The following is a 25,352-nucleotide window of genomic DNA, read 5'->3' as shown; positions in this document are numbered from 1 at the left end:
TGCAAAGCTCTTTATGAAAGAATTCTGGAAAAAAAGAAATGTAAAAAAGTAGCATTAATTGCTGTATGCAATAAACTTTTAAGACAAGCTTTCGGAATTTTAAAGAATAGAATACAATATCAACACAATTATTAATAAAATATAAATATTTTAACTTTTAAAAGTTGGCAATTAACATAGAATGTCAAGGTTCAAAATCTTGACAAGGGTACAAAGATATTCGGATTTAAATCGTTTCTCTTTTCCGGCTTCCCATCTTCCATCCCTTAAAATTAAGATTTATTTAATACCCATCAAGTAAATTTCCCCAAACACATTCCCTAATTTTGATTGATCTAAGGCGCGATTTTTGCTGCCAAATAATGCTAAATCTTATTTAAAATAATGAAAAAAGTAATTGTCGATATGGACGGGGTGATGGCGGATGTATACCATCAGCTGGTGAAGTTTGAAAAAAGAGACTCCGGAAAAGAAATTGAGATCACTGGTCTCGCTGGAATGTCTGAAATAGAAGCATTCCCGAATGGAAAGAAACACGTTAATGAAGTTGGTTTTTTCAGAACACTTCCGGTAATGGAAGGAAGCCGCGACGCGTTGGAATACATTAACAATAAATATGAACTCTACATTGTTTCCGCAGGAATGGAATTTCCCAACAGCTTAAGAGAAAAATTTGACTGGTTGGCGGAACATTTCCCGTTCATCAGCTGGGAACAAATCGTTTTATGCGGGAGTAAAAGAGTAGTCCACGGAGATGTAATGATTGATGATTATCCTAAGAATCTGGATCATTTTGCAGGGGAGAAATTAATTTTCACTCAGCCGCACAACGAACTGATTGAAAACGAAAATTACAAAAGAGTGCATTCATGGGATGACATCATGAACATCCTTTAAAAATAAAAGTTTATATATTTTTTAGAATTTGGATCACAAACGGGTGATATTTTACAGAAAATTTAACTAAACGGATCTTAAATTTAATAAGCTGTTATGAGTGTTGAAGGCCGGAAATAAAGAATTTTGCAGCAAACTTATATCATGAAAAAACTGAATACTTTATTCTTTGTTTTAGCAGCTTATTCTTTCCATGCACAAGTCATTTCCGGGACGGTGATTTCCAAAAATGAAAACCAGCCTGTTCCTTACGTGAAAATTGGGATAGAAAAAGAAAATGCAGGAACGGTTTCCGATGAGAAGGGGAATTTTTCCATTGATCTTTCCGGACTGGATGCTTCCCGAAAACTCAGAATAGAAGTTCCCGGCTATGAACCGTATGCGGAAACCGTACAGAATTTCAGAAAGCAGGACCGCAGACAGATATTTTTAAGAGAAAAGGTTAAGAATATAAAAGAAGTCAACATTAAAGTCAAGAAACTGGTTGATAAAAACTGGGGCGTCAATACCAAAACGAAAAGTGTCCTGTATTCCGTGAATTCTAAATTTAAAAAAGAAGATTTTCTTGGTGAAACGGCTTTGGAATTTAATGCCAGCAAACGATCCAAGATCAAAAATATCAATCTCAATATTGCCAGCTACACTTCCGATAGGCCCGTATTGATGCGGTACAGTATTTACAGTGAGAAAAACGGATTTCCAAATGAAAATATTCTGGATGAAGAAATCACGGTGGAACTTACGCAAGATATGATCAAAGACGGAACCTATACACTGGATGTCAACGAGCATAATATCTGGGTGCAGGGGAAATTCTTTGTCGGAATTCAGTTTTTGAAAGAATTTGATGGTAAGATTAATATCAGTGCAGCGTTGTTCCGGACAGGATTTATGAGGAAGTTTTATGGAGACTGGCACAAAATGACACTGGCGGCACCAGCGATCAATATAGATGTAAAAGTGGATAAAAGTGCAAAAAATTCCAAAGATGAAGCAGCAGCTTTAGGGGATGACCTTGAAGGGCTGGTTTCCGATGTGTCCCAATATCAGGCTGCATCTGAGAATTCCGGCTACGGGAAAAATGAATCTTCAGGTAGTTATATTGAATTAAAAGACACAAAACTTTACTACGAAACCTACGGAGAAGGAGAACCTCTTTTTCTGCTTCATGGAAATTCAGGGAGCATAAAAGATTTTTACCAGCAGATTCCGGTTCTTTCGAAACAATTCAAAGTGATTGTTGTAGATACCAGAGGACAGGGTAAAAGTACCGATACTTCTCACAGACAGTTTACCTATATTCAATTTGCAGACGATATAAAAGCGCTTGCAGATAAGCTGGGATTAAAGAAAATAAATATTGCCGGCTGGAGCGATGGCGGAATTACAGGACTTGAGTTTGCTTTAAAATATCCTGAAAACCTTAATAAATTAATTGCCATCGGAGCGAATGCCTTTCCCGAAGGCGTTGACGAAAGACTCGTTAATCATATGAAAAACCAGCTTCTGGTATTGAATATTGAGAACAAACCGGAGAAATTCGACGAACGCAGATTGGTAATGATTATGCTGAAAGAACCTCATATAAGCAAAAAAGATCTTTCAAAAATACAAAGCCCTGTTTTGGTAATCGCTGGTGATAAAGATGTGATCAAGCAGGATCATACGGAAATGATCGCCAAAGAAATTCCAAATGCAGAGCTGAAGATCTACAAAGATGCCACCCACATGATTCCTTTTGAAAAAGCAGACGAATTGAATGCAGATATTTTGAAGTTTCTGGGGAAATAGGGTTTGGAATGGAAGAGGGGAGATGTAGGCTGGGAGATATTGCAGTCGATTAAATTCTATCGGTTATTTAATAAATTGATGGAATGAGTTGAAATTTTGATTTGGAATGGAGGAAGGAAGATGGAAGATATCGCAGACGATTGATTTTTATCACTCATTTCATGAAATTATCAAATAGATTTTAAAAGTGAATAAGTTAGGGGAGAGTTGTTCTTTCTGACTTCAAAAACTTCCTTCCTCCAGCTTCCATCTTCCCTTCTTACTAATCCAGCGTCAGTCTCTTCAAAGACCACGTACTTCCGTTATAAATATCAAGATCTACTTTGGTATTGATGCCATGAACGATTCCGTTTTCCGTAAACTGCCAGAAATCCCAGTGGTCATTGGGAGTAGGAGAAGGGACATCGTTGTAATTCGCCAGCCAGAGCGGATAGCCATCGAATTCACCTTTCAGGAAATCTTTGTAATAGTGATAGTAAGTGTAGATAATCGGTTTTTCACCGTAGGTTTCCTCTACGATCTTACACCATACTTTCAGATCCTCGATCAGCTTTTTATTGGTCTTTCTTTTGGGAATCTTTTCGATATCCAGAATCGGTGGAAGGTCACCGCTTTCCAGCTTTACGTTCGCTAAAAAATTATTGGCCTGGATCACAGGATCCTCATCAGCCCTGTAAAAATGGTAGGCTCCTCTGATTAGATTATGTTTCTGAGCTTTTGCCCAGAATTCATCAAAATGCTTGTCGGCATTCCTGTTTCCCATCGTGGCACGCATCACTACAAATTCAAGCGGAATGGTTTTATTGCCGATGCTTAAACTGTCCCATTTAATATCTTCTCTGTTCTGATAATGCGAAACGTCAAAACCATACGTTTTATCCAGATTCGAAGAAAGTATTTTCTGAATCCTTAAAGTTTCTATTTCGCTGTTGTGAAGTTTTTTATGACTGAATTTATTAAAGTATAACGCGTAATAATAGCTGATAGACTGCTTCAGGTAAAATCCGGTCCCTATTAAAGCAAGAATTAAAACGGCCAATATTACTTTTCTCCGGAAAAAATAATTCTTCCGACGGTTCTCATGTACCTTTTTGGCAGTTTTTTTGGTGTACTTTCTGGGTGTCATAAAGTTTTGCAAAACTAACTTTTTTCACTACTAAATGCTAAATAAAATCAGTAAATTTGTGTATTATGGAAACACGCGAAAAAATCATCATTATAGGAGGAGGATTTGCGGGGCTGCAGCTTGCAAAAACGTTAAATAACAAGAACAAAAAAGTAATCGTTCTGGACCGGGTGAATCATCATATGTTTCAGCCGCTTTTTTATCAGGTTGCGTGCGGGAGGATAGAACCTTCCAATATTTCCTTTCCTTTCAGAAAGATTTTTCAGCAATCCAGAAATACACAATTCCGTCTTACCGAAGTAAAAGAAATTGATCCTGCGCACAACAGAGTGATCACGGATGAAGCCGAATTTACCTATGATAAACTCATCATAGCCACCGGATGTAAAACGAATTTCTTTGGTAATAAAGACATGGAATCAAGAGCTTTCGGGATGAAAAATACCCAGGAAGCGATAGGAATCAGAAATCATATACTGATGACCTTTGAAAAGCTGATTCTCGAAAAAAGCAGAAGCGACGATGGTAACTGGAATATTGTTATTGTTGGAAGCGGACCTACCGGTGTAGAGCTGGCAGGAGCTTTTGCAGAAATGAAAAAAGAAATTCTTCCGAGAGATTATCCCTACATGAATTTTGACCAGCTTAAAATCATTCTGGTGAGTTCTACCGAAAAACCTCTGGCTGTCATGAGCAGCGAGGCTCAGGAAAAGTCTGAAAAATATCTTAAAGATCTTGGCGTTACTTTCTTAAGTGGTGAGATCGTTACGGATTATGACGGCAACAAAGTTTACATGAAGAGCGGAAAAGATATTCCGTCCAATAATGTGATCTGGGCAGCAGGTGTTACGGGAAATGTAGTCGATGGATTTCCGGAAGAAAAATTAGTAAGAAACAGATACATAGTAGATAGATTTAATAAAATAAAAGGGTACGATAATATTTATGCAGTCGGCGATATTGCCTATATGGAAACTCCAAAGTATCCGCAGGGGCATCCGCAGGTAGCAAACGTAGCCATTAATCAAGCAAAAAATTTAGGGAAAAATTTCCTGAAGAAGAATGAAAGCGAGTGGGTAGAGTATGAGTATAAAGATCAGGGCTCACTGGCAACCATTGGAAAACACAGGGCAGTAGTGGATCTTCCGTTTATCAAATTCCAGGGATTCCTGGCGTGGTATTTCTGGATGTTCCTTCACCTGATGCTGATTTTGAGTGTTAGAAATAAACTGGCAGTCTTTTTCAACTGGATGTGGAGCTACTTCAACAAAGATTCTTCTTTAAGATTAATTATTTCACCGAATAAGAAAAACGGAACATTACAATGAGAATTGACATAATAAGCGTACTTCCTGAATTGATGGAAAGTCCGTTTCAGACTTCTATTTTAAGAAGATCAATGGATAAAGGTTTGGTAGAAGTTCACTTTCACCAGTTGAGAGACTGGGCGATCAATAAGCACAAGCAGATAGATGATGAGCCTTACGGAGGCGGAGCCGGAATGGTGATGATGATAGAACCAATTGATAAGTGCATTTCTGAGCTTAAATCCCAGAGAGACTATGACGAAGTGATCTATCTGACGCCCGACGGTGTTACCCTGAATCAGAAAATAGCCAATTCACTTTCTATAAAAAATAACCTGATCTTCCTTTGTGGTCATTACAAAGGGATTGACCAGAGGGTTCGTGAGCTTCACATTACCAAAGAAATTTCAATCGGGGATTATGTACTTACTGGAGGAGAACTGGCAGCATGCGTTCTGGCAGATTCTATCATAAGACTGGTTCCCGGAGTCCTGAATGATGAGCAGAGCGCTCTTACAGACAGTTTTCAGGACGATCTTCTTTCGCCACCTATCTATACAAGACCTGAAGTTTATAAAGGTTTAGAGGTTCCAAAAATACTTTTAAGCGGCAATTTTGCCAAGATTGAAGAATGGCGTCACGAAGAAGCTGTAAGGATTACTCAGGAAAAACGTCCGGATTTACTTTAAAAGAGATAAATAAATTACCCAAAATCGGTACTTTTTTTACATTTTTTTATCGTTAAAAATAAAACGGAATGAGAATTGATGTAAAAATTAAAATGAGCGAAAATTATTAATCAAAATTATCAATAAACTTAATTTTTTTCTTGTTAAATTGAAAAAAATATATTGTTTTGATTTTCTCCTGTGAGTTAATAATTATAAATGCTTAATAATTTAATTGTATAAAAGCTTTCTTGTTGATGTTTTTTATTCAATAAGTTACATTTATTGTATAACATTAATATAAAAATAGTATAAATAAATTAACGGAATTTGAAAAAAAATAATAAATTTACAACGGAAAAGAAAGTGATAATTTTAAGATAGCAATTTGTGCAGATGGAGATGTTCTCTTTTTACAATGTCGAAAATTTATTTTTACCTGATCCCAAACCAGTCCACAGATTAGATCCTACGAGATCGGGCTTGAAAAATTGGGACGAACAAAGATATAGGAACAAGCTATTTAAAATATCACACGTTTTTCAACTGATGAAGGAGGAAAATGGCGTCCTCCCATTTTTAATTGGACTTTCAGAAGTCTCCGGAAGGAAAGTTTTGGAAGATCTGGTAGAAATGGAACCCTTTAATTCCGAATACGGGATTGTACATTACAATTCTATGGATGAAAGAAAGGTGGATGTTGCCCTGCTGTATGATAAAAGCAAATTAGAAATTATAGATTCAGAAACTATTACTTTCTTCTTTGAAATTATAAATAAAAAAAACACAGAAAATTACGACACAACCAGAGACGTACTATTTTCTAAAATTAAATATAAAGGAACTGTTGTTAATGTTTTTATCGCCCATCTTCCCTCCAAGCGAGAAAAAGACATTAACAAGCCCAAAAGAGACTTTATTCTTAATGAGATCCGTTCTCGGATCTTGAGGATTGTACTTGAAGAAAAGGAACATGTGATATTGTGCGGTGATTTTAACGAAAACCCGGATGATGAAAATTTAGTAAAAATTCTCTACGACAACGATCATGAGGAGGTATTGGTAAACCCTTTTCAAGAGTTGTTCTCTACAAGAAATTATTCTACTTTTCATTATAAGTCAGGTCTGCTTTATGATCAGATTATCTTGTCAAAATCTCTTTTTGACAACGATGTTTTGAACTTTCAGAATGCCAAAATTTTTAATTCTGAAAAAATAAGCAGCCGGACACGAAATTTTGAAGGACGACCCTTCCGAACCTATGCCGGTACACGGTATTTGGGCGGATACAGCGATCACTTTCCGGTTTTTGTGCAATTTGAAGAAACAAAAACATAAATAATAAAAAAGTAGAAAATGAAAAATTCAAGCAACACAAGTTATCATTTAGATTCAATTGACAAGGAGATCATTTACATGCTAATGGATAACGCTAAAACGTCATTAGCCCACATCTCGAAAAACGTGGGAATTTCCACAACGGCAGTACACCAGAGAATCAAAAAACTGGAGCACGCCGGAGTTATTGAAAACTCTATTTCTTTTCTTAATCCTAAAAAAATAGGATACAAAGTAATTTCGTATATCGGGGTATTTCTGGATCAGCCCAGCCATTATCCTGATGTTGTAAAATCTCTGCATGATGTGAATGAGGTAGTAGAAGCTCATTATACCACAGGGAATTATACTATATTCTTAAAAGTTCTTTGCAAGGACAACGACCATCTTATGCAGATCCTTAACAAACTTCAGAAGTTTAAAGGAGTGACAAGAACAGAAACTTTCATATCTTTGGAACAAGGTATTTACAGACAACTGAAAGTATAACGATTATGAACATTGCCCAATATTTGGATTCAACCTATTTGAAAACACCTGCACAGTCAGGTATCTCAAACGAAGAAACATTACAATTAGATAAAGAATTAGCGCAGGAAGCCATTGATAATGGTATTTTTGCCGTCATGATCCGTCCGGATTATGTAGCTGATATCAAAAAGTATATTCAGGAAAGAAATTCAAATGTTGCGGTAGGAACCGTGATAGGTTTTCATGAAGGAACCTATTCTATTGAAGAAAAGCTTGCGGAAGCTTCGAAAGCAATTGAAAACGGAGCGGATGAACTGGATTTTGTTATTAATTACAGTGCGTATCTCAAAGGAGATCTGGAACTGGTGAAAAAAGAATTTGTAGAATGTACTCAACTGGGATTGCAGCATCAAAAAGTGGTTAAATGGATCATTGAAATTGCAGCACTTACCGATGAGCAGATCGCAGATCTTACCAAAAATATTTCAACCTGGGCAGAAGAGAAATTCTCTGAAAATGAGCTCCCGAATATTTTTGTAAAATCTTCTACAGGCTTTTACCAGACGGAAGGTGGAAAACCTAACGGTGCTACATTTGAAGGTATTAAAATTATGCTCGATAATGCAGGGAAACTCCCTGTAAAAGCTGCAGGAGGGGTAAGAACTCCTGAAGATGCTGAAAAAATGATCAACATGGGAGTGAAAAGAATTGGAACTTCCTCAGCACTGGCATTAATTAAAAACGAATCCTCATCCGGAGGTTATTAAAAACATAAAAAAAACCATCAAAATTTTGATGGTTTTTTTATTTATACCTGTGCCTGATATTCTTCGTAGAATTGTTGTGTTTCTTTAATTAAGGCATCCATTTCTTCCAAAGTATAGACCTCCAGGAATTTCTTTCTGAATTCTTTGAAGTGAGGTACCCCACGGAAATAATTGCTGTAATGCTGTCTCATTTCAATAAGACCCAGCTTTTCCCCTTTCCATTCGGCACTCCATTCTGCATGTTGGCGAACAGCCAAAAGACGGTCTGCAATCACCGGTTCAGGAAGGTGCTCTCCGGTTTCAAAGAAATGTTTGATTTCATTAAAAATCCATGGATAACCAATCGCTGCACGACCAATCATTATTCCGTCGCACGCATATTTCTGTTTGTATTCAAGAGCTTTTTCCGGAGAATCGATATCACCGTTTCCGAAAATAGGAATCTCAATATTAGGATTTTGCTTAATTCTTGAAATATGTTCCCAATCAGCTTCACCCTTGTACATCTGTGCACGGGTTCTGGCGTGTATTGTTAATGCTTTGATACCTGTTTCCTGTAGACGCTCTGCCACTTCATCGATATTGATGCTGGTGCTGTCCCATCCCAAACGGGTCTTAACCGTTACGGGCAGGTGAGTAGAGGTTACAACAGCTTTGGTAAGTCGTACCATAAGGTCAATATCCTTAAGAACTCCTGCGCCTGCTCCTTTGCATACTACTTTTTTTACAGGACATCCGAAATTAATGTCTACCAGATCCGGGTTTACCGTCTCTACAATTCTTGCAGACATTGCCATTGCTTCCTCATCTCCACCGAAAATCTGGATCCCGACCGGTCTTTCGTAATCGAAGATATCCAGCTTCTTACGGCTCTTCATCGCATCACGAATCAAGCCTTCAGAAGAAATAAATTCTGAATACATCAGATCTGCCCCATGCATCTTGCACAGGCGTCTGAACGGAGGATCACTTACATCTTCCATCGGAGCCAGCAAAAGCGGAAATTCCGGCAGTTCTATATTGCCTATTTTTACCATGCGGCAAATTTACGAAATTATAAACATTCGGGAATATGATAATTTCTATGGTGAAGATAGAGGAGTGAATGATGAGTTATAAGTGATGAGTTATGAATGATAAGTGATAACGAAACAACCAGCAACTAGCAACCAGTAATTAGCTCCCACTCTAAGACACTCAAACTCTCCAACGCAACTAGAAACTTGCCTTCACCTGCATACTTCCAATGTGAATGGTTCGTTCTCCGGAATTTCTTCCTTCGTAATTAAAATTAAGCTGAAGGAAAGAGTTGATCGCCTGCTGAATAAAGACGCTCCACACCTGGTTTTTTCCGGGCTTAAGGCCGTCCAGCATCTGGTTTCCGACAATACTGAAATTGTTTCCGGTGAAATTGTTATTGATAAAAGAGAAATTTCCTCTGATGGACGTTTTCTTACGCTCCCATTGGATGGTTCCTGTGATGTCAAAAGCCTTCAGTAATTCTTCACCGTCAATTCTCTTTTTTTGGCGGTAAGCAGAAGAAAGCTCGGCCTGAATGGCATCTGTAAATTTATAGGTTGCCTTTGGTTTCGTCTCAACATTATTCAAACGGTAATCCCTTGTGGCAAAAAGCTGGGATGAGTTTTTGAGATCATGAATGGAGTTCTCCCAATCGACCCTGAATTCCTTATTGAACCAGTAACCGACATTGACAAAGTGAGACGTTTGCTGACGTTCCTCATTACTGAAGTTGGCATTGATCAGGTTGTCATTGGTGATGAAACGGTAATTTCCGTTCCATCCTGATTTTTCAGTGGGATTGAACTGTGCAGAAGCTAAAATATTTTGATTTTTAAGGATCTGGTCACTGTTTTTTTCGAATGGATTCAATACCAGAACCTTATCTTTTTTATAGAATGAGTTTTGTGAATTTAACGAGACATTAAAATTCCAACGCTTTAAAAATTTATTTTCAGAATTGAATACAATGGATGGATTAACGAATAATGCCAGCTGGATTTTATTTTTATTGGAAGGAATATAACGTACAGAATTCGTGTAAATCCTAATGTACTGTGCCAGGTCGGAATACTCTGCAATTTCAAATTCATCGAGCTGCTGGATACCGTCTCCGTTATAATCGGTCCATTTATAGACACCTTGTCCGTCCGTTACTTTAAGATATTGGAATTCTCTTTGAGCTTCCTGTCCGTTTCCAAGTTCATAAAAAGCCTGCAGACGCATCCCGTTTCTGAATAACTGCTGGTTATACAATATATTCCCGACAACGAAGTCGTTATTTCTGCTTACATCCCCTTCATTACTTTGGTAGAAGAATTTTCTGTAGTGCACCAAAGCATTTAAAGTAGTTTTATCTGTTTTAATCAGCTGAGTTTCTGCCATGATCCCCAAAATGTTGTTCATGTTCTCAAGCCTGTTGTTACGGACAGAGTCATTGTCCCTCATATACACTTTGGCTAACAATTTTGTGCGGGTACTGTCGCCGATTTTTTTCTGTACGAAAAGTTCTTTCCAGCTGAAACTGGTCACATCCATGAGTTGCGTATCGTTATACTTTTTCTCATTATGTTCCATGCTTCCTCCGAAGGCCCAGCTTCCTTTTTTACCGGTAAATTCTGTTGAAACTCCACCTCTGATAAACTTAGTATCCTGAAGGGTAGCGTTTGTATTAAGGTAGGATAAATTTCCTTTGGTGAAGAACTTTCCAGTGATCCAGCCAAAATCCAGGTCATTTTTTATCCCTTTGTACGTATCCTGTTCATCCAGATAATTGATTCTGTAGTTCAGGGTTGATTTATTGTTCCATTTATTTAAAAAGCTGAACGTAAATCTGTTTTGAGTTCGCTGGCTGAATTCCTGAACTAAGTTAAAGTCTCTTGAGAATTCCACATCATTGATACGGTCCAAGATATGGAATTGCTTATCAATATATTGGTATTCAAAACTTGGAGTTCCTTTCCATTTGCTTTTTGTGAACGTTTTATTTCCGAAAACACGCCATGCATACCCCATATTCTGAGCCGCATCTTTTGAGGAGAAAAGGTTCAGATCATAATTACTCAGGGAGAAATCTGCGCCTATTTTTCCTTCTTTTAAAAGATATTCGGAATTCACTGAATAGACCTGTGATTTCTGAGGCGAAGGAAGCTTTCTAACTGCTCTGTAATCTCCCATATTATTGCCTACATACTCAAAAACACGTCCGTTATTTGTAGTTTGTGTGATTTTATAATCTCCTTTATTAATCCCGAAATAAGTAAAAGAAACCTGATAAAGTGTTTCATTCTGATCGGTAGAGAATTCGTAGAAATTCCCGGCGGGATTTAGTTTGTAGAGGATTTTATTCACATCATACGCGGTAACCACACCTGATGGAGCATACATTAAGTCAGGGTTATTTCCGGCGTCTGCCAGAATCTGTTCGTCTTCCTTAGAAAGATTGAGGGCAAGAGGAGCATTTTTGTTGTCATTTTCCATGAACCAGTTAAGCCCTACTTTAAGCTTTTCCCTTTGATGCTCAACTTTTCCGGTAAATAAATATCTTGAATAATTTCTGTTCGTATAATTATAAGAAATCGTAATGAAATTCTGCTGGAAAATCGGACGGAAACTGGTGAATGTGACTTCACCCGTATTGTAGTTGATGATATAATCCTGGTTTTCTCCACGCTTCATCAAAATACCGTCAATAAATACCTGCTCGGACCCTGAGATAAGCGTGATGAACTGTTCTCCGTTTTTCCCCGTCAGACGATAAGGTCCCTGGTTACCTTCCACCCCCTGGAAACGTACCCTGTGGAATTCACTTCGTGCGACGCCCATAGAAACGTCTACAAAGGTTTTATTATCATTTCCAAACTCAGTCTGGAACTCAATTCCCATGCTTCGTCTCTGGAATTTTGCAAAATAACTCTTAGCTTCTACAAGATCAAGATGTCCGGCTCTCAGGATCGATTTATCCTTAATATTAAGCTGCATATAAATCTTGTCAAACTCTTCTAAAGTTTGCGTATAACCGTCAGCCTGAATAGGTAAGTTGTGATCCGAAATACTGGCTAAAATAGTAACGTCCTTTGAAAGACGTCCGGAGATCTGGAGATCCATAGAACTCTGTACAGACTGCCCCTGATTGTTACCGAAAGTAATCCCACGGATGATGGAACCTTTGGAATTCAGTTCACCTAAAAATCGTTTTTTATCGTTTTTGGCCAATACGGCTTCGTCTACAATGATTTTGTTGTTGGTTCTTACAAAATCAAGGGTATCCTTTGCAAAAATGTCCTGTTCAAACCTTGCAGCAAGAATGCTGTCTTTCTTGATACTGTCTTGCGGAATATTTGGATTTTTCCACGAAAATATTTGTGCATGAGCCGAAAATATGCCCATGAAAAATAAACCGATCAGAAGAAAAAAATTGCGCAAGCTTATCAAAATAATTCGTAAAAATAGCTAAAAAATGTTAACGGAAGTGGGTTTAGCATTATTAACAGAAAATTAATCTAATTATTGTAAACCCCTGAAAAATACTGGTAATTTTGGGGTGTAAATTATTAATAATTAAATTTTACAATCATGAAAAAATTTTATTCGTTAGTGGCTACAGCTGTATTTGCTGTTGCGACATTTGCTCAGACTACTGTTTTCAATGCAACGTTTGATGATTTAGATGGAACCGGAGGAAATGATAATGCCTGGACCGGAAATATTGGAACAAAATCGCTGAGTACTTATACCACAGCAGGTTGGATATTTGGAGCAGCAGGAGGAGGATCACAGTGTATCAAAGCTGGTTCCGGCAGTACTGCAGGAGCTGTAACTACACCGGCACTGACAGGACTTTCAGGGAATGCAACATTAACTTTCAGAGCTGCTGGTTTCAGTACTGATAATACATCGTTAACGGTTACCATCACCGGGGGAGGAAGCATAAGCGGTACCAGTACTTTTACTTTGACCAATTCAGAATTTTCTACTTATACCGTAAATATACAGGGAGGAACAGCTGCGACAAAACTTAGATTTGCTTCAGCAGCAGGAGGAAGAAGATTCTTCATCGATGATATTAAACTGGTGTCTCAAGGTGCACTTGCTGTGAATGATACTAAATCTTCTTCAGTTAAATTCATTAAAAATACTTCAGTAGAGAATGAAATCTATTTTGGAGTTCAATCTGATGTTAAAATTTTCAATGTAAGTGGTCAATTGGTTAAAACGGCTTCTGTAAAAGAAAACGGAACGTTGAATATATTAGATCTCGAAAAAGGGATTTATATTGTTGCCGGAAATATCAATGGTAAAGCGGTTTCCGAGAAAATAATAAAAAGGTAACTTTAATTAATTGTTAATTATATACCGTCATTTTAATATAATGGCGGTTTTTTTGTACTTTTACCCCATAAATTTAAAACTTTTTATAATGAAAAAAATCTTTACTGTTTTAGGAATTACTTCATGTATTTTGGGATTTTCTCAAAATTTAGTTCAAAACCCAGGTTTTGAAAGTGGGCTTAGTAATTGGACAGCAGGTACGGTAGCTTCTTACACTTTACCTACAGCTGAGACGGATACTCCTTACCAGGGAGCAAATTATGCTAAATATGTAGCAACAGCAACAACCGGGTTTTATCAAAATATTCCTATTAGTGCTAATACTCAATATACCGTTAGCTTTTGGTATAAATCTGCAGGTACTGGAAATGGAGCTAGAATTTGGTCTTGCTTTCTAGATGCTGGATCTGCTCCTGTATATTTGACAACTGATGCAACAACAGATCCATTGAGAAATAATAATGGTTACTTAGCTAAAGTAGGTGTTTGGACTCAAAAAACATTAACTTTTACTTCTCCTGCGGCGGCTGTTCAGTTCCAGTTACAAGTACGTGCTTATAATAATTCTACAGCGAGCTTTGATGAGTTTTCTTTAATTCAGAACTCTTCTTTATCTACAGCTGATTTATCTGTATCAAAATACAGTTTAGTTAAAAATACTTTTGTAAAATCAGAAATCAATTTTGCGAAAAATTGTAAAGACTTAAAAATCTACAATATGTTCGGACAAGTTGTGAAATCTCTTTCTGTAAAAGAAAATGAGGCTGTAAATGTTGCAGACCTGGCAAAAGGAAACTATATCGTAACAGGAACTGTAAACAACGAACCTGTATCTCAGAAGATCTTAAAAGACTAATTTTTTAGTTTCTTTTAAAGAATATACGCTCCGGCCATTTCGAAGAAATGGCCGGAGCTTTTTTATAAAATCATACCTTATAGTTGGTTTTTATTTGAAACTTATTAGTTAATACTTTAAAACCTGTAGAATATATTTCTTTTAAAGCGTATTCTTTAAAAATCCTTGTTTTTTGTGGTACTGTTTTTGATATATTTCATATAGAAATAACAGCCGAAATATTTAGCTTGAATAAGATGGATTAAATCTGTTTAAAAGAATTTAAAAGTTAGTTTTCAATATAACATGTTAAAAGAAGCAGCTGTACCTTACAGTTGCTTTTTTTATTTAAACTAAAGTCCGTAAATATGAAATTATTTAGAGATGAGAAACAATCTTTATTAGTTTTTAAGACCAAGTTCATCAAATAATTTTAAAGAGGGTTAAAAATAAATGCCTAATACTAACTTCCAGCCGCTCTTCCACCTCCTTAATACCAACCTCTTCTGGCCGCATTGATGACTGCACCAAGATTAAGGACAAGCGTATATCTGATGCGTTTAGCGTAATCTTTAAAAGAAGGTTCAAAACCTAAGGACGACTGTATCGGGAAATAAACTTCAAGGAAATCCGGAATTACCCTCACTTTAATACCACTGTCCCAGATGAATTCTGCAGGACGGTTTTTGTTTTTATACATCCCGACATCCGCATAAACATGGAATATCTTCCAGACACTTGAATCTACATTAAAAGACGTGATCCACTGATTGACAGATCCGGGAAGAAAAGATTTAAATCCTCCGTCAGCCAAGATAAACTGTTGAGCGAGTAATCCGCTGTTGGCACTTTCACCCAAAAGATTGTAGGAGAAAGAATAGTTTGAAACCCTTGAGATTCCATAGTTGAACATATTATTTCGGGTCTCATTCCTTACAAAATAACCGGCAAATAATCTGAGGCTCAACTTTTGTTTAGGTGCAAATTCCCATCTGTAAAATCCTTCGGCAGTTATTTTATTGAAATCTTCCATGCCCTGAGTACTTAAACTCAAGCTTTTTTCATGGATCATCTGGCTGTCACTGTAGCCATATCCGGCGGTCCACAGGTTGTACTTGCCGTAATCTCTGTTGGCCACCATTTTTGGACTCAGATCTCTTTCCAGATAATTGTAGGAAAATCCAATACTTCTGCTGACTGTACTTCTTGGATTTTTCCTAAAGCTGAAACTCGAGAATACCGAACCTTTTCTGTAAGCCAATCCGTAATCATAGTGGAAATAAGATCCTGACACTCCAAAAGTAATACTCCTGAAAATACTTTCAGCCGGAAGAAAAGAGTAGGAGACCGCTCCTGATCCTGTCAGTTTTCCGGTTCCGGTACTGTAGGTTGGAGTAAATGAATACAGGAATTTCTGATCAAACAAAGACTGGTTTTTTAAGTTCACACCTAAAAGGAATTTATCATAGGTATTATTAAAACGTACCCTTGGGCTGATGTATATTTCGTTGTATTCAGGATTGGGAATATCCTTAATCAGCTTGAATTTTATTTTTTTAGCATTCGAAAACAGACCTTTTGCATACAGGAAGTTGTCTCTGTATTTAGATTCAGGGAAGATATACCCACTGTTAAGCGTTACTTTGTGAATATCTTCTGAAGCAGGAAGAGCGAAATTCGTAATTCTTTCGTCTTGTTCCGTTTCTATCCAGTAAGATTTTTTCTCACCTTCACTGGTCTTGGTTTCCAGCTTTACAGGAATCGGAGAGTCTGTATTTTTTGCGATTTTAATATTTAAAGAATCCTCTTCTTTTCTGACATTTTTCAGTCTGAAGTTAACCCGGTTTTTTTGTTTCAGGAAATCTGACAGATACGCTGATGTTTTATCTTTTTCTGCCAGCTCCTTCAGAAATTCTTCCGGATCGATTTTTCTGTCCGTATTTTTGACGATATAATCTTTCAAAATAGCGTTGAAATGATCATACCCCATTTTTTCAGCGGTATAATTGAAAAGACTTCCCGTTTCAAAACTGCTGACCGCCATATGATTAAAATTGCTCAAAACCGTGAATTTTTCACTGATCTTCTGATCAAGATTCTGAGACATGATGTATTGATACGATAATCCGTAACGGTCTATAAGTTTCACCTGAGAAGCATGGAACAGTTTCAGAGGTTTTACTCCGAAAATTTTTGTTTCCGGAAGATTACCCAATAATTTGGCGTCTTTGTAAAACTTTTGAAGATACTGGATTTCCAGATATGATTTTAAACCGTTTTTAAACCAGTGATGGTCCAGCTTATCTGCGATAATACTTTCGTCAAGAACCTTTTTGGTGATGATTCCGAAATAGTCAAGATCTGTTTTCTCAGAATCGTTGAACAGCTGAAATCTGAATTTCCAGAAAGCAATGTCATTATTTCCAAAAAAGTCTTCCGATGACCTGAACTTATCAGATATAAAAAGATTTTTTGGAAGGAAGCCGATCTTCTCTTTAATGAACTTTAAATGTAAAGGAAGGTAAAATTCAAGATTCTGCTTTTCTTCCGGCTTCAGATTGTATCCGAATTTAATTTCCATATCTGATCCATCCACATTAATTTTTATGGAAGGAAGCCCGTTCTGTGCAATCACGAATTCAGGATCAGAGTCGAGATACCCTTTGAATGAATTCATCTGAACCTGCGGGAGATTCCCTTCGATAAAACTGTTGGGAGGAAGATCAAAATTAACGGTCCAGAACGTGTTGAAACTTACGGACTCTTCAATATCATGATAATTTCTTTTGGAAATATTGTCCGGATCAAAATGATCCGGAACAATAAAGAAATATTTTAAGGCTGTCATTGTATCAGCTGTACCATAACCTGTAAATTTCTTATCAGGAAGGGACATACTGTAATGAAGCTGTAAGGTAATACTTTCACCAGGCTTTAAAGCTTCTGCCAGAGGAAGAAAAAGATTTTCATCCGTCTTGGAACTTATTGGAACTGGCTGCTGCTCTGAATTTTTGATCTCTAAATCCAGAAGCTTACCCAGTTGTTCTGGTTTTGCAAAATGAAGATCACTGCTGCGGTCTTCCAGCTTTCTATAAACCAGAGAGGTCCCTTTTTTGTTATAAGCAGAAACCCAATTGAGAAGTTTCACCGAGTGCAGGTCCTTATCGGAATGATTGTGGTACACAATTTCCTGATTGACCTCCAGCGTTTTTCTGTCGGCAGATAATTTCGCTTCAATGTATATGCTGTCTTTTTGCCCAGAAACCTGTACAATTCCCCAAAACAAAACAAGGCATGTGGTGATCTTTTTCAATATCCTGTGATAAAGCCCAAATATAAACTTATTTTGAATATATTCAACAGCGTTTTAGCCCTGGATGGTATTTTTTTGCAAAGAATTAACATAAGCATTCCAGCCTTCGTTTTTATACGTGATAGCAGCCGTTTCAGGATCGTCAGATTTATAAATTCCTCTGCCTACAATGATAAAATCGGAGTGAAGCATTTTGAAGACATGGTCAGGCGTATTGTACTGTTGTCCTTTTCCGTCTCCTGAATCTGCAAGATTAACACCCGGAGTGAAAAGCAGAAGCTCTTCAGGAATCTGATTCTGAGATACCCCACCGATTACGTTTGGATGTGATAATGCCACTTTTAAAGCTTCTTCACGGTAACTTGCTGTAGTCAGTGCTCCTTTGGAAGACATTCCTACAATGGCTACAACCCCTACATTTTTAAAGCAGTCCAGAGATTCAAATCCTCCGATCACCTGTGAGGTCACGAAATCTGCCCAGTCTGTAATTTTAAATACACCGCTGGTAAACTGAAGTTCCTGCGTGTTCCCGATATCTGCAAATTTTCTGTCCTCCATCAATAAGAACTGGTGTTTTTCAGCCAATGCTTTTAACGGAAGAATTGTTTTTTCATAGTCAAAATCTGAAATGATGTCAATATGCGTTTTCAATGCAATCACGTGAGGTCCTACTTTTTCAGCAAGAGCAAGTAATTCCTGTGTGGTAGTGACATCAGCCGATGCAATAAGGTTTGATTTTTTAGCCAAAGCAGTTTCAAGTAACTTTTTAGAAACAGAATGCTGTGCATGCGCGAGTTTCTGCTCGTAAGAACTTCTTGTCTTTTCTTCAAACTGAATATGGTTTCCCTGAAGGAAATCCTGAATTCTTTTTACCTCTTCATCAGAAAGTTCTCCGGTTTCCTGAAGAATCGTACAAACTTCTGAAATATTGAAAAGCGTATGAACTCTGTATCCTTTGCTTTCCAGTAACTGTTTTCCGCCCTGCTCTCTGTCGAGAACCACAACGATGTCAGCTACTTTAAGATCTTCCTGTTCTACCTCAGCGATGGTTTCTACAAGAGATTTTCCGGAAGTGATCACATCCTCTACCAAAAGACAGTTCTGTCCTTTCTGATAAATTCCTTCGATCAGCTTTTTCGTTCCGTAGTTTTTGGCCTCTTTTCTTTTAATAATTAATGGAATGTAGCTTTCCAAAGACATAGCAGTAGCCATCGGAAGCGCTGCATAAGGCACCCCGCAGATTAAATCGAAATTATCCAACGGAAGCATTTCCAACAGATAATTAGCCAGATTTTTTAAAATTTTCGGGTCTGAAGCCAAAGGTCTCAGGTCTACATAGAACGGACTTTCGATACCGCTTTTCAAGGTAAACCTTCCAAATTTGATGATGCCCAGCTTGTAGCACTCTAAGAAAAATTCTTTTTTACTTTCCATTATTTTTTATTAGATACTGCAAATTTAATGATTTGAAATAAGGCTTAAAAATTTATCCGTCATTTGTCAATAAAAAACCATCCCGAAATGTTTCAGGATGGTTAAAGAATATTTCTGTAAATTATTATTTTACAATTTCTGCGTCGATAACTTTTGTTCCGTTCAGCCTCTGCTCAGCTTCCCACAGTAAGAATTTATCCACTTCTTTGATCAGCTTTGGAATCGTAAGCGATAATACCGCCAGGTCATCCATGACACCTAATACAGGCACCGCAAACTCAGGAAGAAGGTCAATAGGGGAGATTACATATAAAAGTCCCAGAAGCGGAAGGATAATGTCAATGGATCTCATCGGATATTCTCCTTTTCTCCATAGTTTTACCATTCTGAATATATCAGGGATTTTCTTTACGAAACCTTTGTGGCTGATGGCCTCTTTTGCAAGATTCAATTTTGAATATTTCATTTTGTGTTTAGTTTTAATAAATTTTTCAACACAGTAAATTTCGCAAATTTTATACCAATAAACTATAAAATTTAGTTAAATAAATTACTTGATGATATTATCAATGAACTGATGCACAGTCTCTGTGTTCCAATCTCTGTAGGCATCCTCCTTGATGATGATCCTTCCATGCTGATCAATAAGAAACGTGGTAGGAAATACTTTGGGAAGTATTTTTTCTGAGATAGGACTTTGAGCAATGTAGACAGGAACGTTATAATTATTTTCCTTTAAAAACTTTACGACCGCCTCTTCCTTGTCATTCATCGCAATAAGGACAAAATCTACATTTCCTTTTCTTGTATCATATAACTTCTGAATCGTAGGCCATTCTTTTCTGCACGGTGGACACCATGTTCCCCAGAAATTCAGGAAAACAGGTTTGTTCTTGAAAGCTTTAAGATTCGTACTCGGTACATTGATTCCTTTCAGCTCAACATCATAATCCTCTTCACTTACATGCACGGCATTTTCAATCGTAGCGATCGGGAAAAACTGATCTCTCAGATATTCCTTTAGTCCCGGGACAAAAGCTACCACACCAATGATGATGATAAGGACAATATAAATGATATTCTTTTTCATGCGTTGATCTTTACTGTTATTTTAAGCTGTATGGAATTCAATCTTGTATTATAATAATTCTAAAATCTCCTGAACTGCATCTTTACCTCTGTTTTTGGCATAATACAATTGAAGATCGTTGTAAAAATTATCTTTCGGGTAAGCTTCAGGATCGGCTTTATGCTTCATTAATAGCTCGTATCCGTATTTTGGACGCGGTCCCCATGAATTTTTCACATTAAAATCCTTATCCAGAATGATCACCTTTGGGATCGATTCCGTTCCGTTGGTCATAAACTGGCCAATCAGGCTTTTATCACTGTCTCTAAGAAAAATTTTCACCTCATTGTGTCCCTTAAAAAAAGTAACAAGAGCAGGAACCGTAGCACTGGCATCGCCACACCACGCTTCTGAAATGATGAGAATCTTTCCGTCAAAATTTTTGGCAGCTAATTCTTTTAACTGTTCTTCATCCGGAACATACTTTTTAAGTGTTCTGTCCATTCTCTGAAGTCCCAGTTCGTAATATTGTTTGTATTCAATTTCTTGTTGAGTGGAAGGGTTTTCCAGTCTTTCTCTTCCGATGCGGATATATTCTTCAAAAGAAATACCCTGATCCCAGTAATTTTTCATTACTAAAGTTATGTATTAAAAATTATTAATATTTCTTGTTTTGTTGATCAAAAACAGGTCAGCCAGTACAAATGCAGCTAAGCTTTCCACTACAGGAACCGCTCTGGGCACTACACATGGATCATGACGTCCTTTACCTTCTACGATCACAGGATTTCCGTATCTGTCCACACTGTCCTGAGGTCTTAAAATAGTAGCCACAGGCTTGAATGCAGCACGGAAATAAATATCCATTCCGTTGGAAATCCCTCCCTGGATTCCTCCTGAAAGATTGGATTTCGTTGTAAAATCTGTATTGAAGGCGTCATTATGCTCCTTTCCGGTCATTTTTGCTCCGCAGAAACCACTTCCGTATTCAAAACCTTTGCAGGCGTTGATATTCAGCATTGCTTTGCCCAATTCAGCCTGAAGTTTAGAGAAAATAGGTTCTCCAATGCCAACAGGGACGTTTTTGATCACGCACGTCACCGTACCACCGATCGTATTCCCTTCTTTTTTGATTTCTTTGATCCTTTCGATCATTCTTTCTGCAGTTTCAGCATCAGGACAACGCACATCATTGCTTTCCGTTTTGGAAAAATCCAGTGCCTGATAAGGTTTTTCACAGAAAATATCACCTACGGAAGAAACGTATGCATTGATCTCGATGCCTGACAAAAGCTGTTTAGCCAAAGCGCCGGCAACGACCCAGTTGATGGTTTCTCTTGCTGAAGATTTTCCTCCTCCGCGATAATCTCTTATTCCAAATTTCTGGTCATACGTGAAATCTGCATGACTCGGACGATATGAATCTGCAATATGATCATAGTCCTTAGACTTCTGATTTTCATTTTCTATTATAAAACCTATTGGGGTACCCGTAGTTTTTCCCTCAAAGATTCCGGAAAGGAACTTTACCGTGTCGCTTTCTTTCCTTTGAGTGACTATTGCAGACTGGCCCGGTTTTCTACGATCCAATTCATATTGAATTTTATCGAAATCTACCGTTAATCCTGCCGGAAAATTATTGATGATACCGCCGTAAGCCACGCCGTGACTTTCTCCAAATGTTGTAAGACTGAGAAGATTACCTAATGTGTTGAACATGATACAAAATTACCTATTTTTCTTCAGATATTAAAGTTTCTGCATTTGTTCTATTTATCAGTGTTTTTGATATTATTGATAACGTTCTCCAATTCCTTTTTTTCCTCCGGGGTGAGTTTTTTCCAGATCAATCCTTTTTTAATGTTTTTTCCGTCGATGTATTGAGGGAAAATTCCAGACTGTACATCATCAAGAACATATCCGGATGAAATCGCAGGAAGGGGTGTGTCAAAATTAAAAGGGTAATCTTTTGATATATTGAACTTTAAATTTCCTGTCTGAAACGTTTCAAATTTATTGTAACGATAAGTTGAAGGCTTGTAAAGTTGCTCTTTTTTGAATCCTGCCATGAAATTTCCCGGTTTAAAACTTGGAATGTAGTGGCGGATAAAGTTGGGAAAACTTAAAACTCCGATCACCAGAAAACTTAATGCAGAGAAAAGGACAAGTGAATTTCTTTTGCTTAACTGAATGAACAGGATAAAAAACATGACAAAAAACACATCGATGAAAAATCGGTATTGTGCAGAAAAAGCCAATACGAGTATACTTTTTATCAACAGAGAAATACAGATCAGTGTGATGATCTTTTTCTTTTTAAGGATAGCGAAAACAGAAAATACTACTAAACTGAAGATGAAAATAATATTGATCTTTGATTTAATTCCTTCCAGCGAAAACCAGTTTCTGACCGCATCGTAGGAAGAAAACTTTTGAATTTCCTCATAGGTATACTGCATATCATAGGTTTTCTGAATGGCATATTGAGAGGAGATTTTTAAAACTTCAGGATTCGGTTTCCAGCTGAATCCCAGGTCGCCCACAGCAACAGGGAATACCGGATATCCGAATGTCCATATATTTTTAATAAAGAACAGCAGAAGGATGAGAATCCCGAAGACGGAATGTTTATAATTAGGTTTGAAGATAAACACAGAACAAAGAAAAGTGAATACAGGAAGCCAGATCATCGTGGGCTTTATAGAAAAAATAAAAACAGAGCAGGCGAATAAAAGACTAATATTTTTATTTCCTTGTATGATTTCATTTAAAATAATTAATGATAAAATGATCACGGGAAGATCAGGGCTGGGAGACTGTGAAAAAAGTAATAAGACCGGAATAAAACAAAGCTGTATCCAACTTTTTCTTTCAAAAATGTAAAGGGTATAAATGATCAGCAGAATAGCATTCATCCTTAAAAAAGGATCTGAAAAGTTGGAAAATCCTGCCTGGAAAATATGCCAAATGGACATCTGTCCTAACGTGAAATCCAAATTGGTAATACCTTTAATAAGACCAAATTCGGTAAGCCATTTGATTGTGGGAACATAATACCCGAAATGATCCAATATATAAGGATAAAAAGAGCCTGCATATAGAATGGTCAATGAAATACCACCAATCAGAAAAGTATCTTTCTTTGAAAACTTATAGAATTCCAGATAGAGTTTCTTGATGAAGAAAAATAAAATCCCTGCCAATACAAAAGGAATTTCTGCATATATATTGATAGGAATGAAAAATGCGAGAACGGTCCAGATCAGACTGAGTCCTACTATTCCTGTTACAATATTTCCTGAAATCCCATTCAATAAAGAACCTGTGAATCTTTCCATGATTTTTCCCCATCCTGTCAGGACCGGGATAATGAGAACCGTGGAAAGTAAAAGTAACATCATAAAAAAAGATTGCCTAAAAATAAGCAATCTTTAAATGTTATCGTGAAAATATTAATTACGCGGTTGTACTCGTCCGTCTTTTCTGTCTCCGGCTCTACCGATTGTATAACCGGTTGCACCACCAACTACACCACCGATCACGGCTCCAAGACCTCTGTTTTTCTTAGCAACAATGGCTCCTAAAGCGGCACCACCCACGGCACCGATTGCGGTTCCTTTAGCGGCTTTACTCCATCCTTTTTTCTTTTGGGCAGTTCCTTGTGAAGAACTGTTTCCGTTATCTGCATAAGTACCGCCTCCTGAATTGGAGTTGGATCCTCTGTCTCTATATACTGTTTTCGTTTCTCTTATGATCTGAGGTTTTGAATTGGCTGCAGCAGCTGCCTGAGTTTTTTTACTTTCAGAGATGCTGTCTACCTTTTTCTGTGCCTCGTATACTAGTTTTTCTTTCTCAATGGCCAGCTTTTGTTTTTCTATATCAAGCTGTCTTGCCTGAAATTCAAGTTTCTGCTCTTCAAGAGATTTTTCAGCTGTCCTGTCGTCTTTTTTACAGGCTGTCAGTAAAAAAACTGATAAAATACCTGTTAATACTATCTTTCTCATAATTCAAATTTTAATAAGTAGTCTGAGCCAAAACGGCAACAACTTCCTTTGTATTTTCAATTATGAAGCCAAAATTTAGTTAATGAATGTTAAAATAATAATTTTTTACATAAAACCTGCTTTTCCGGTTCTATCGGTTTGTATAGCTTCCCTCTGCGGATCGGGGTTGGAATGTAATTTTAAGTTAATTAAAGGTTTTTATTCAGTTCACATGAATTGGTTACTTTTGAAATACCAAATTACTTTAATATGAAAATAGCAATTTTTAAAACGATGGCTTTTGTAGCCTTGTCGGTGGCAGCTGTATCGTGCTCTTCCAATGATGATATGGTGACTGATGTTAAACCTCAGGCGAAATCTGAAGTCTCTAAAGAAGCTTCAAAAACGAATACCTATAAAGTGAGATTCGGTCTTATTTCTTTGGATGGAGTGAAAACACTTTCAGGAAATCACGATGTTGGTAGTTTTCTGGCTGAAAATACAGCTACAGGAGAAGTGTTTGATACTTATTACAGCGGAGGTTTTCAGACACTTCCGGGATATTATGAAGGAATCCCGGCAGGAACTTATAAATTTTCTGCTATGCAGGGACAAGGAGGCTGGACAGGGTACGGGTCTGTAACAGGAACTGTATCTGATGCGCAGGTAGATGCAGATGGCTATATTACCGTTTATATTCCGGTAACCTGGGCAGAATAGCATAGTGGTAAAAATATTTACATCCGTTTATTAATCCTCACACGAGGATTTTTTTAATGAATTCATAGATATAAATAGTTTTTATTCACACTGTGTGGAAATTTATATTAAATTTAACATTATAAAAACTGAAAACTATTCATTATGGATATCCATGACTATTCATTTATTTTAAAACTGATTATTTTGTTTGTCTTATCAATGCTCGTTATTTTAGGATGTTATATGATTCTAAAAAAAATCAATCATAAATCTGACTTTTGGTGCTACAGCTATGACTTCGC

21 protein-coding genes are annotated in these 25,352 nt (G+C 37.1%); 10 read left to right on the top strand and 11 right to left on the bottom strand.

Annotated elements, in window-relative coordinates:
- Window positions 1-384: 384 nt before the first annotated feature.
- Both BM143_RS07150 and BM143_RS07145 read left to right on the top strand, forming a co-directional pair.
- Window positions 385-897 (top strand): 5' nucleotidase, NT5C type, encoded by a 513-nt coding sequence (locus BM143_RS07150; protein ID WP_090023841.1) that lies wholly within the window; start codon window positions 385-387, stop codon window positions 895-897.
- Between the two features lie 144 nt (window positions 898-1,041).
- A complete protein-coding gene (locus BM143_RS07145; RefSeq protein WP_090023840.1) occupies window positions 1,042-2,688 on the top strand; it encodes an alpha/beta fold hydrolase in 1,647 nt (548 codons plus the stop codon).
- A 262-nt stretch (window positions 2,689-2,950) separates the two neighbouring features.
- On the opposite strand, the gene BM143_RS07140 is transcribed toward BM143_RS07145, so the two are convergent.
- Window positions 2,951-3,814, bottom strand: coding sequence for a glycoside hydrolase family 25 protein (locus BM143_RS07140; RefSeq protein ID WP_034723642.1), 864 nt, complete (start codon window positions 3,812-3,814; stop codon window positions 2,951-2,953).
- A 65-nt stretch (window positions 3,815-3,879) separates the two neighbouring features.
- On the opposite strand from BM143_RS07140, the gene BM143_RS07135 reads away from it, so the two are divergent.
- The 5 genes from BM143_RS07135 to deoC all read left to right on the top strand — a co-directional run bounded on the left by BM143_RS07135 (window position 3,880) and on the right by deoC (window position 8,365).
- Window positions 3,880-5,142, top strand: coding sequence for an NAD(P)/FAD-dependent oxidoreductase (locus BM143_RS07135; RefSeq protein ID WP_090023839.1), 1,263 nt, complete (start codon window positions 3,880-3,882; stop codon window positions 5,140-5,142).
- Window positions 5,139-5,810 (top strand): tRNA (guanosine(37)-N1)-methyltransferase TrmD, encoded by a 672-nt coding sequence (gene trmD, locus BM143_RS07130; protein WP_034723646.1) that lies wholly within the window; start codon window positions 5,139-5,141, stop codon window positions 5,808-5,810. Before BM143_RS07135 ends, trmD begins: the two co-directional genes overlap by 4 nt.
- Before the next feature lie 375 nt (window positions 5,811-6,185).
- On the top strand, window positions 6,186-7,127 hold the full coding sequence (locus BM143_RS07125) for an endonuclease/exonuclease/phosphatase family protein (RefSeq protein WP_090023838.1): 942 nt from the start codon (window positions 6,186-6,188) through the stop codon (window positions 7,125-7,127).
- An 18-nt stretch (window positions 7,128-7,145) separates the two neighbouring features.
- Window positions 7,146-7,616, top strand: a complete 471-nt coding sequence (locus BM143_RS07120; protein WP_034723648.1) for an Lrp/AsnC ligand binding domain-containing protein — start codon at window positions 7,146-7,148, stop codon at window positions 7,614-7,616.
- Window positions 7,617-7,621: 5 nt separating this feature from the next.
- On the top strand, window positions 7,622-8,365 hold the full coding sequence (deoC, locus tag BM143_RS07115; RefSeq protein ID WP_394332556.1) for a deoxyribose-phosphate aldolase: 744 nt from the start codon (window positions 7,622-7,624) through the stop codon (window positions 8,363-8,365).
- A 41-nt stretch (window positions 8,366-8,406) separates the two neighbouring features.
- Here the strand turns inward: deoC and dusB are convergent, their stop codons facing one another.
- Window positions 8,407-9,402 carry a tRNA dihydrouridine synthase DusB gene (gene dusB, locus BM143_RS07110; RefSeq protein ID WP_090023836.1) on the bottom strand — a complete coding sequence of 332 codons (996 nt, stop codon included), beginning with the start codon at window positions 9,400-9,402 and terminating at the stop codon, window positions 8,407-8,409.
- A gap of 178 nt (window positions 9,403-9,580) precedes the next feature.
- Complete coding sequence (locus BM143_RS07105; protein ID WP_090023904.1) at window positions 9,581-12,772, bottom strand: hypothetical protein; 3,192 nt, start codon at window positions 12,770-12,772, stop codon at window positions 9,581-9,583.
- A 186-nt stretch (window positions 12,773-12,958) separates the two neighbouring features.
- Between BM143_RS07105 and BM143_RS07100 the strand changes: the two genes are divergently transcribed.
- Window positions 12,959-13,714 carry a T9SS-dependent surface endonuclease, AS87_RS02955 family gene (locus BM143_RS07100; protein ID WP_090023835.1) on the top strand — a complete coding sequence of 252 codons (756 nt, stop codon included), beginning with the start codon at window positions 12,959-12,961 and terminating at the stop codon, window positions 13,712-13,714.
- Window positions 13,715-13,802: 88 nt separating this feature from the next.
- Entirely contained in the window at window positions 13,803-14,570 is a 768-nt protein-coding gene (locus BM143_RS07095) for a T9SS type A sorting domain-containing protein (RefSeq protein WP_167375252.1), read from the top strand.
- 469 nt (window positions 14,571-15,039) lie between these two features.
- On the opposite strand, the gene BM143_RS07090 is transcribed toward BM143_RS07095, so the two are convergent.
- The 8 genes from BM143_RS07090 to BM143_RS07055 form a co-directional block, all read right to left on the bottom strand.
- Window positions 15,040-17,862 carry an aminopeptidase gene (locus tag BM143_RS07090; protein WP_228430706.1) on the bottom strand — a complete coding sequence of 941 codons (2,823 nt, stop codon included), beginning with the start codon at window positions 17,860-17,862 and terminating at the stop codon, window positions 15,040-15,042.
- A 54-nt stretch (window positions 17,863-17,916) separates the two neighbouring features.
- Window positions 17,917-19,296 carry an orotidine-5'-phosphate decarboxylase gene (gene pyrF / locus BM143_RS07085; RefSeq protein WP_090023833.1) on the bottom strand — a complete coding sequence of 460 codons (1,380 nt, stop codon included), beginning with the start codon at window positions 19,294-19,296 and terminating at the stop codon, window positions 17,917-17,919.
- 124 nt (window positions 19,297-19,420) lie between these two features.
- Entirely contained in the window at window positions 19,421-19,762 is a 342-nt protein-coding gene (locus tag BM143_RS07080; protein WP_034723657.1) for a YkvA family protein, read from the bottom strand.
- Window positions 19,763-19,846: 84 nt separating this feature from the next.
- The gene (locus tag BM143_RS07075) at window positions 19,847-20,386 is read right to left on the bottom strand and encodes a TlpA family protein disulfide reductase (protein ID WP_047452305.1); all 540 of its coding nucleotides are present in this window, start codon (window positions 20,384-20,386) and stop codon (window positions 19,847-19,849) included.
- 48 nt (window positions 20,387-20,434) lie between these two features.
- Window positions 20,435-20,998: a thioredoxin family protein gene (locus tag BM143_RS07070; protein ID WP_072921625.1), complete on the bottom strand. Its 564-nt coding sequence runs from the start codon at window positions 20,996-20,998 to the stop codon at window positions 20,435-20,437.
- A gap of 15 nt (window positions 20,999-21,013) precedes the next feature.
- Entirely contained in the window at window positions 21,014-22,084 is a 1,071-nt protein-coding gene (gene aroC / locus BM143_RS07065; protein ID WP_090023832.1) for a chorismate synthase, read from the bottom strand.
- Window positions 22,085-22,134: 50 nt separating this feature from the next.
- Entirely contained in the window at window positions 22,135-23,766 is a 1,632-nt protein-coding gene (locus BM143_RS07060; protein WP_090023831.1) for an LIC_10190 family membrane protein, read from the bottom strand.
- A 51-nt stretch (window positions 23,767-23,817) separates the two neighbouring features.
- Window positions 23,818-24,369 (bottom strand): glycine zipper domain-containing protein, encoded by a 552-nt coding sequence (locus BM143_RS07055; protein ID WP_090023830.1) that lies wholly within the window; start codon window positions 24,367-24,369, stop codon window positions 23,818-23,820.
- Between the two features lie 249 nt (window positions 24,370-24,618).
- On the opposite strand from BM143_RS07055, the gene BM143_RS07050 reads away from it, so the two are divergent.
- Complete coding sequence (locus tag BM143_RS07050; protein ID WP_090023829.1) at window positions 24,619-25,068, top strand: hypothetical protein; 450 nt, start codon at window positions 24,619-24,621, stop codon at window positions 25,066-25,068.
- Window positions 25,069-25,352: the final 284 nt, after the last annotated feature.

The sequence above is a fragment of the Chryseobacterium oleae genome, assembly GCF_900115055.1.
In the GTDB taxonomy this organism is placed as follows: Bacteria; Bacteroidota; Bacteroidia; order Flavobacteriales; family Weeksellaceae; genus Chryseobacterium; species Chryseobacterium oleae.
Note: the sequence above shows the minus strand (reverse complement) of the source record. Positions and strands in the feature narration are given on the sequence as shown.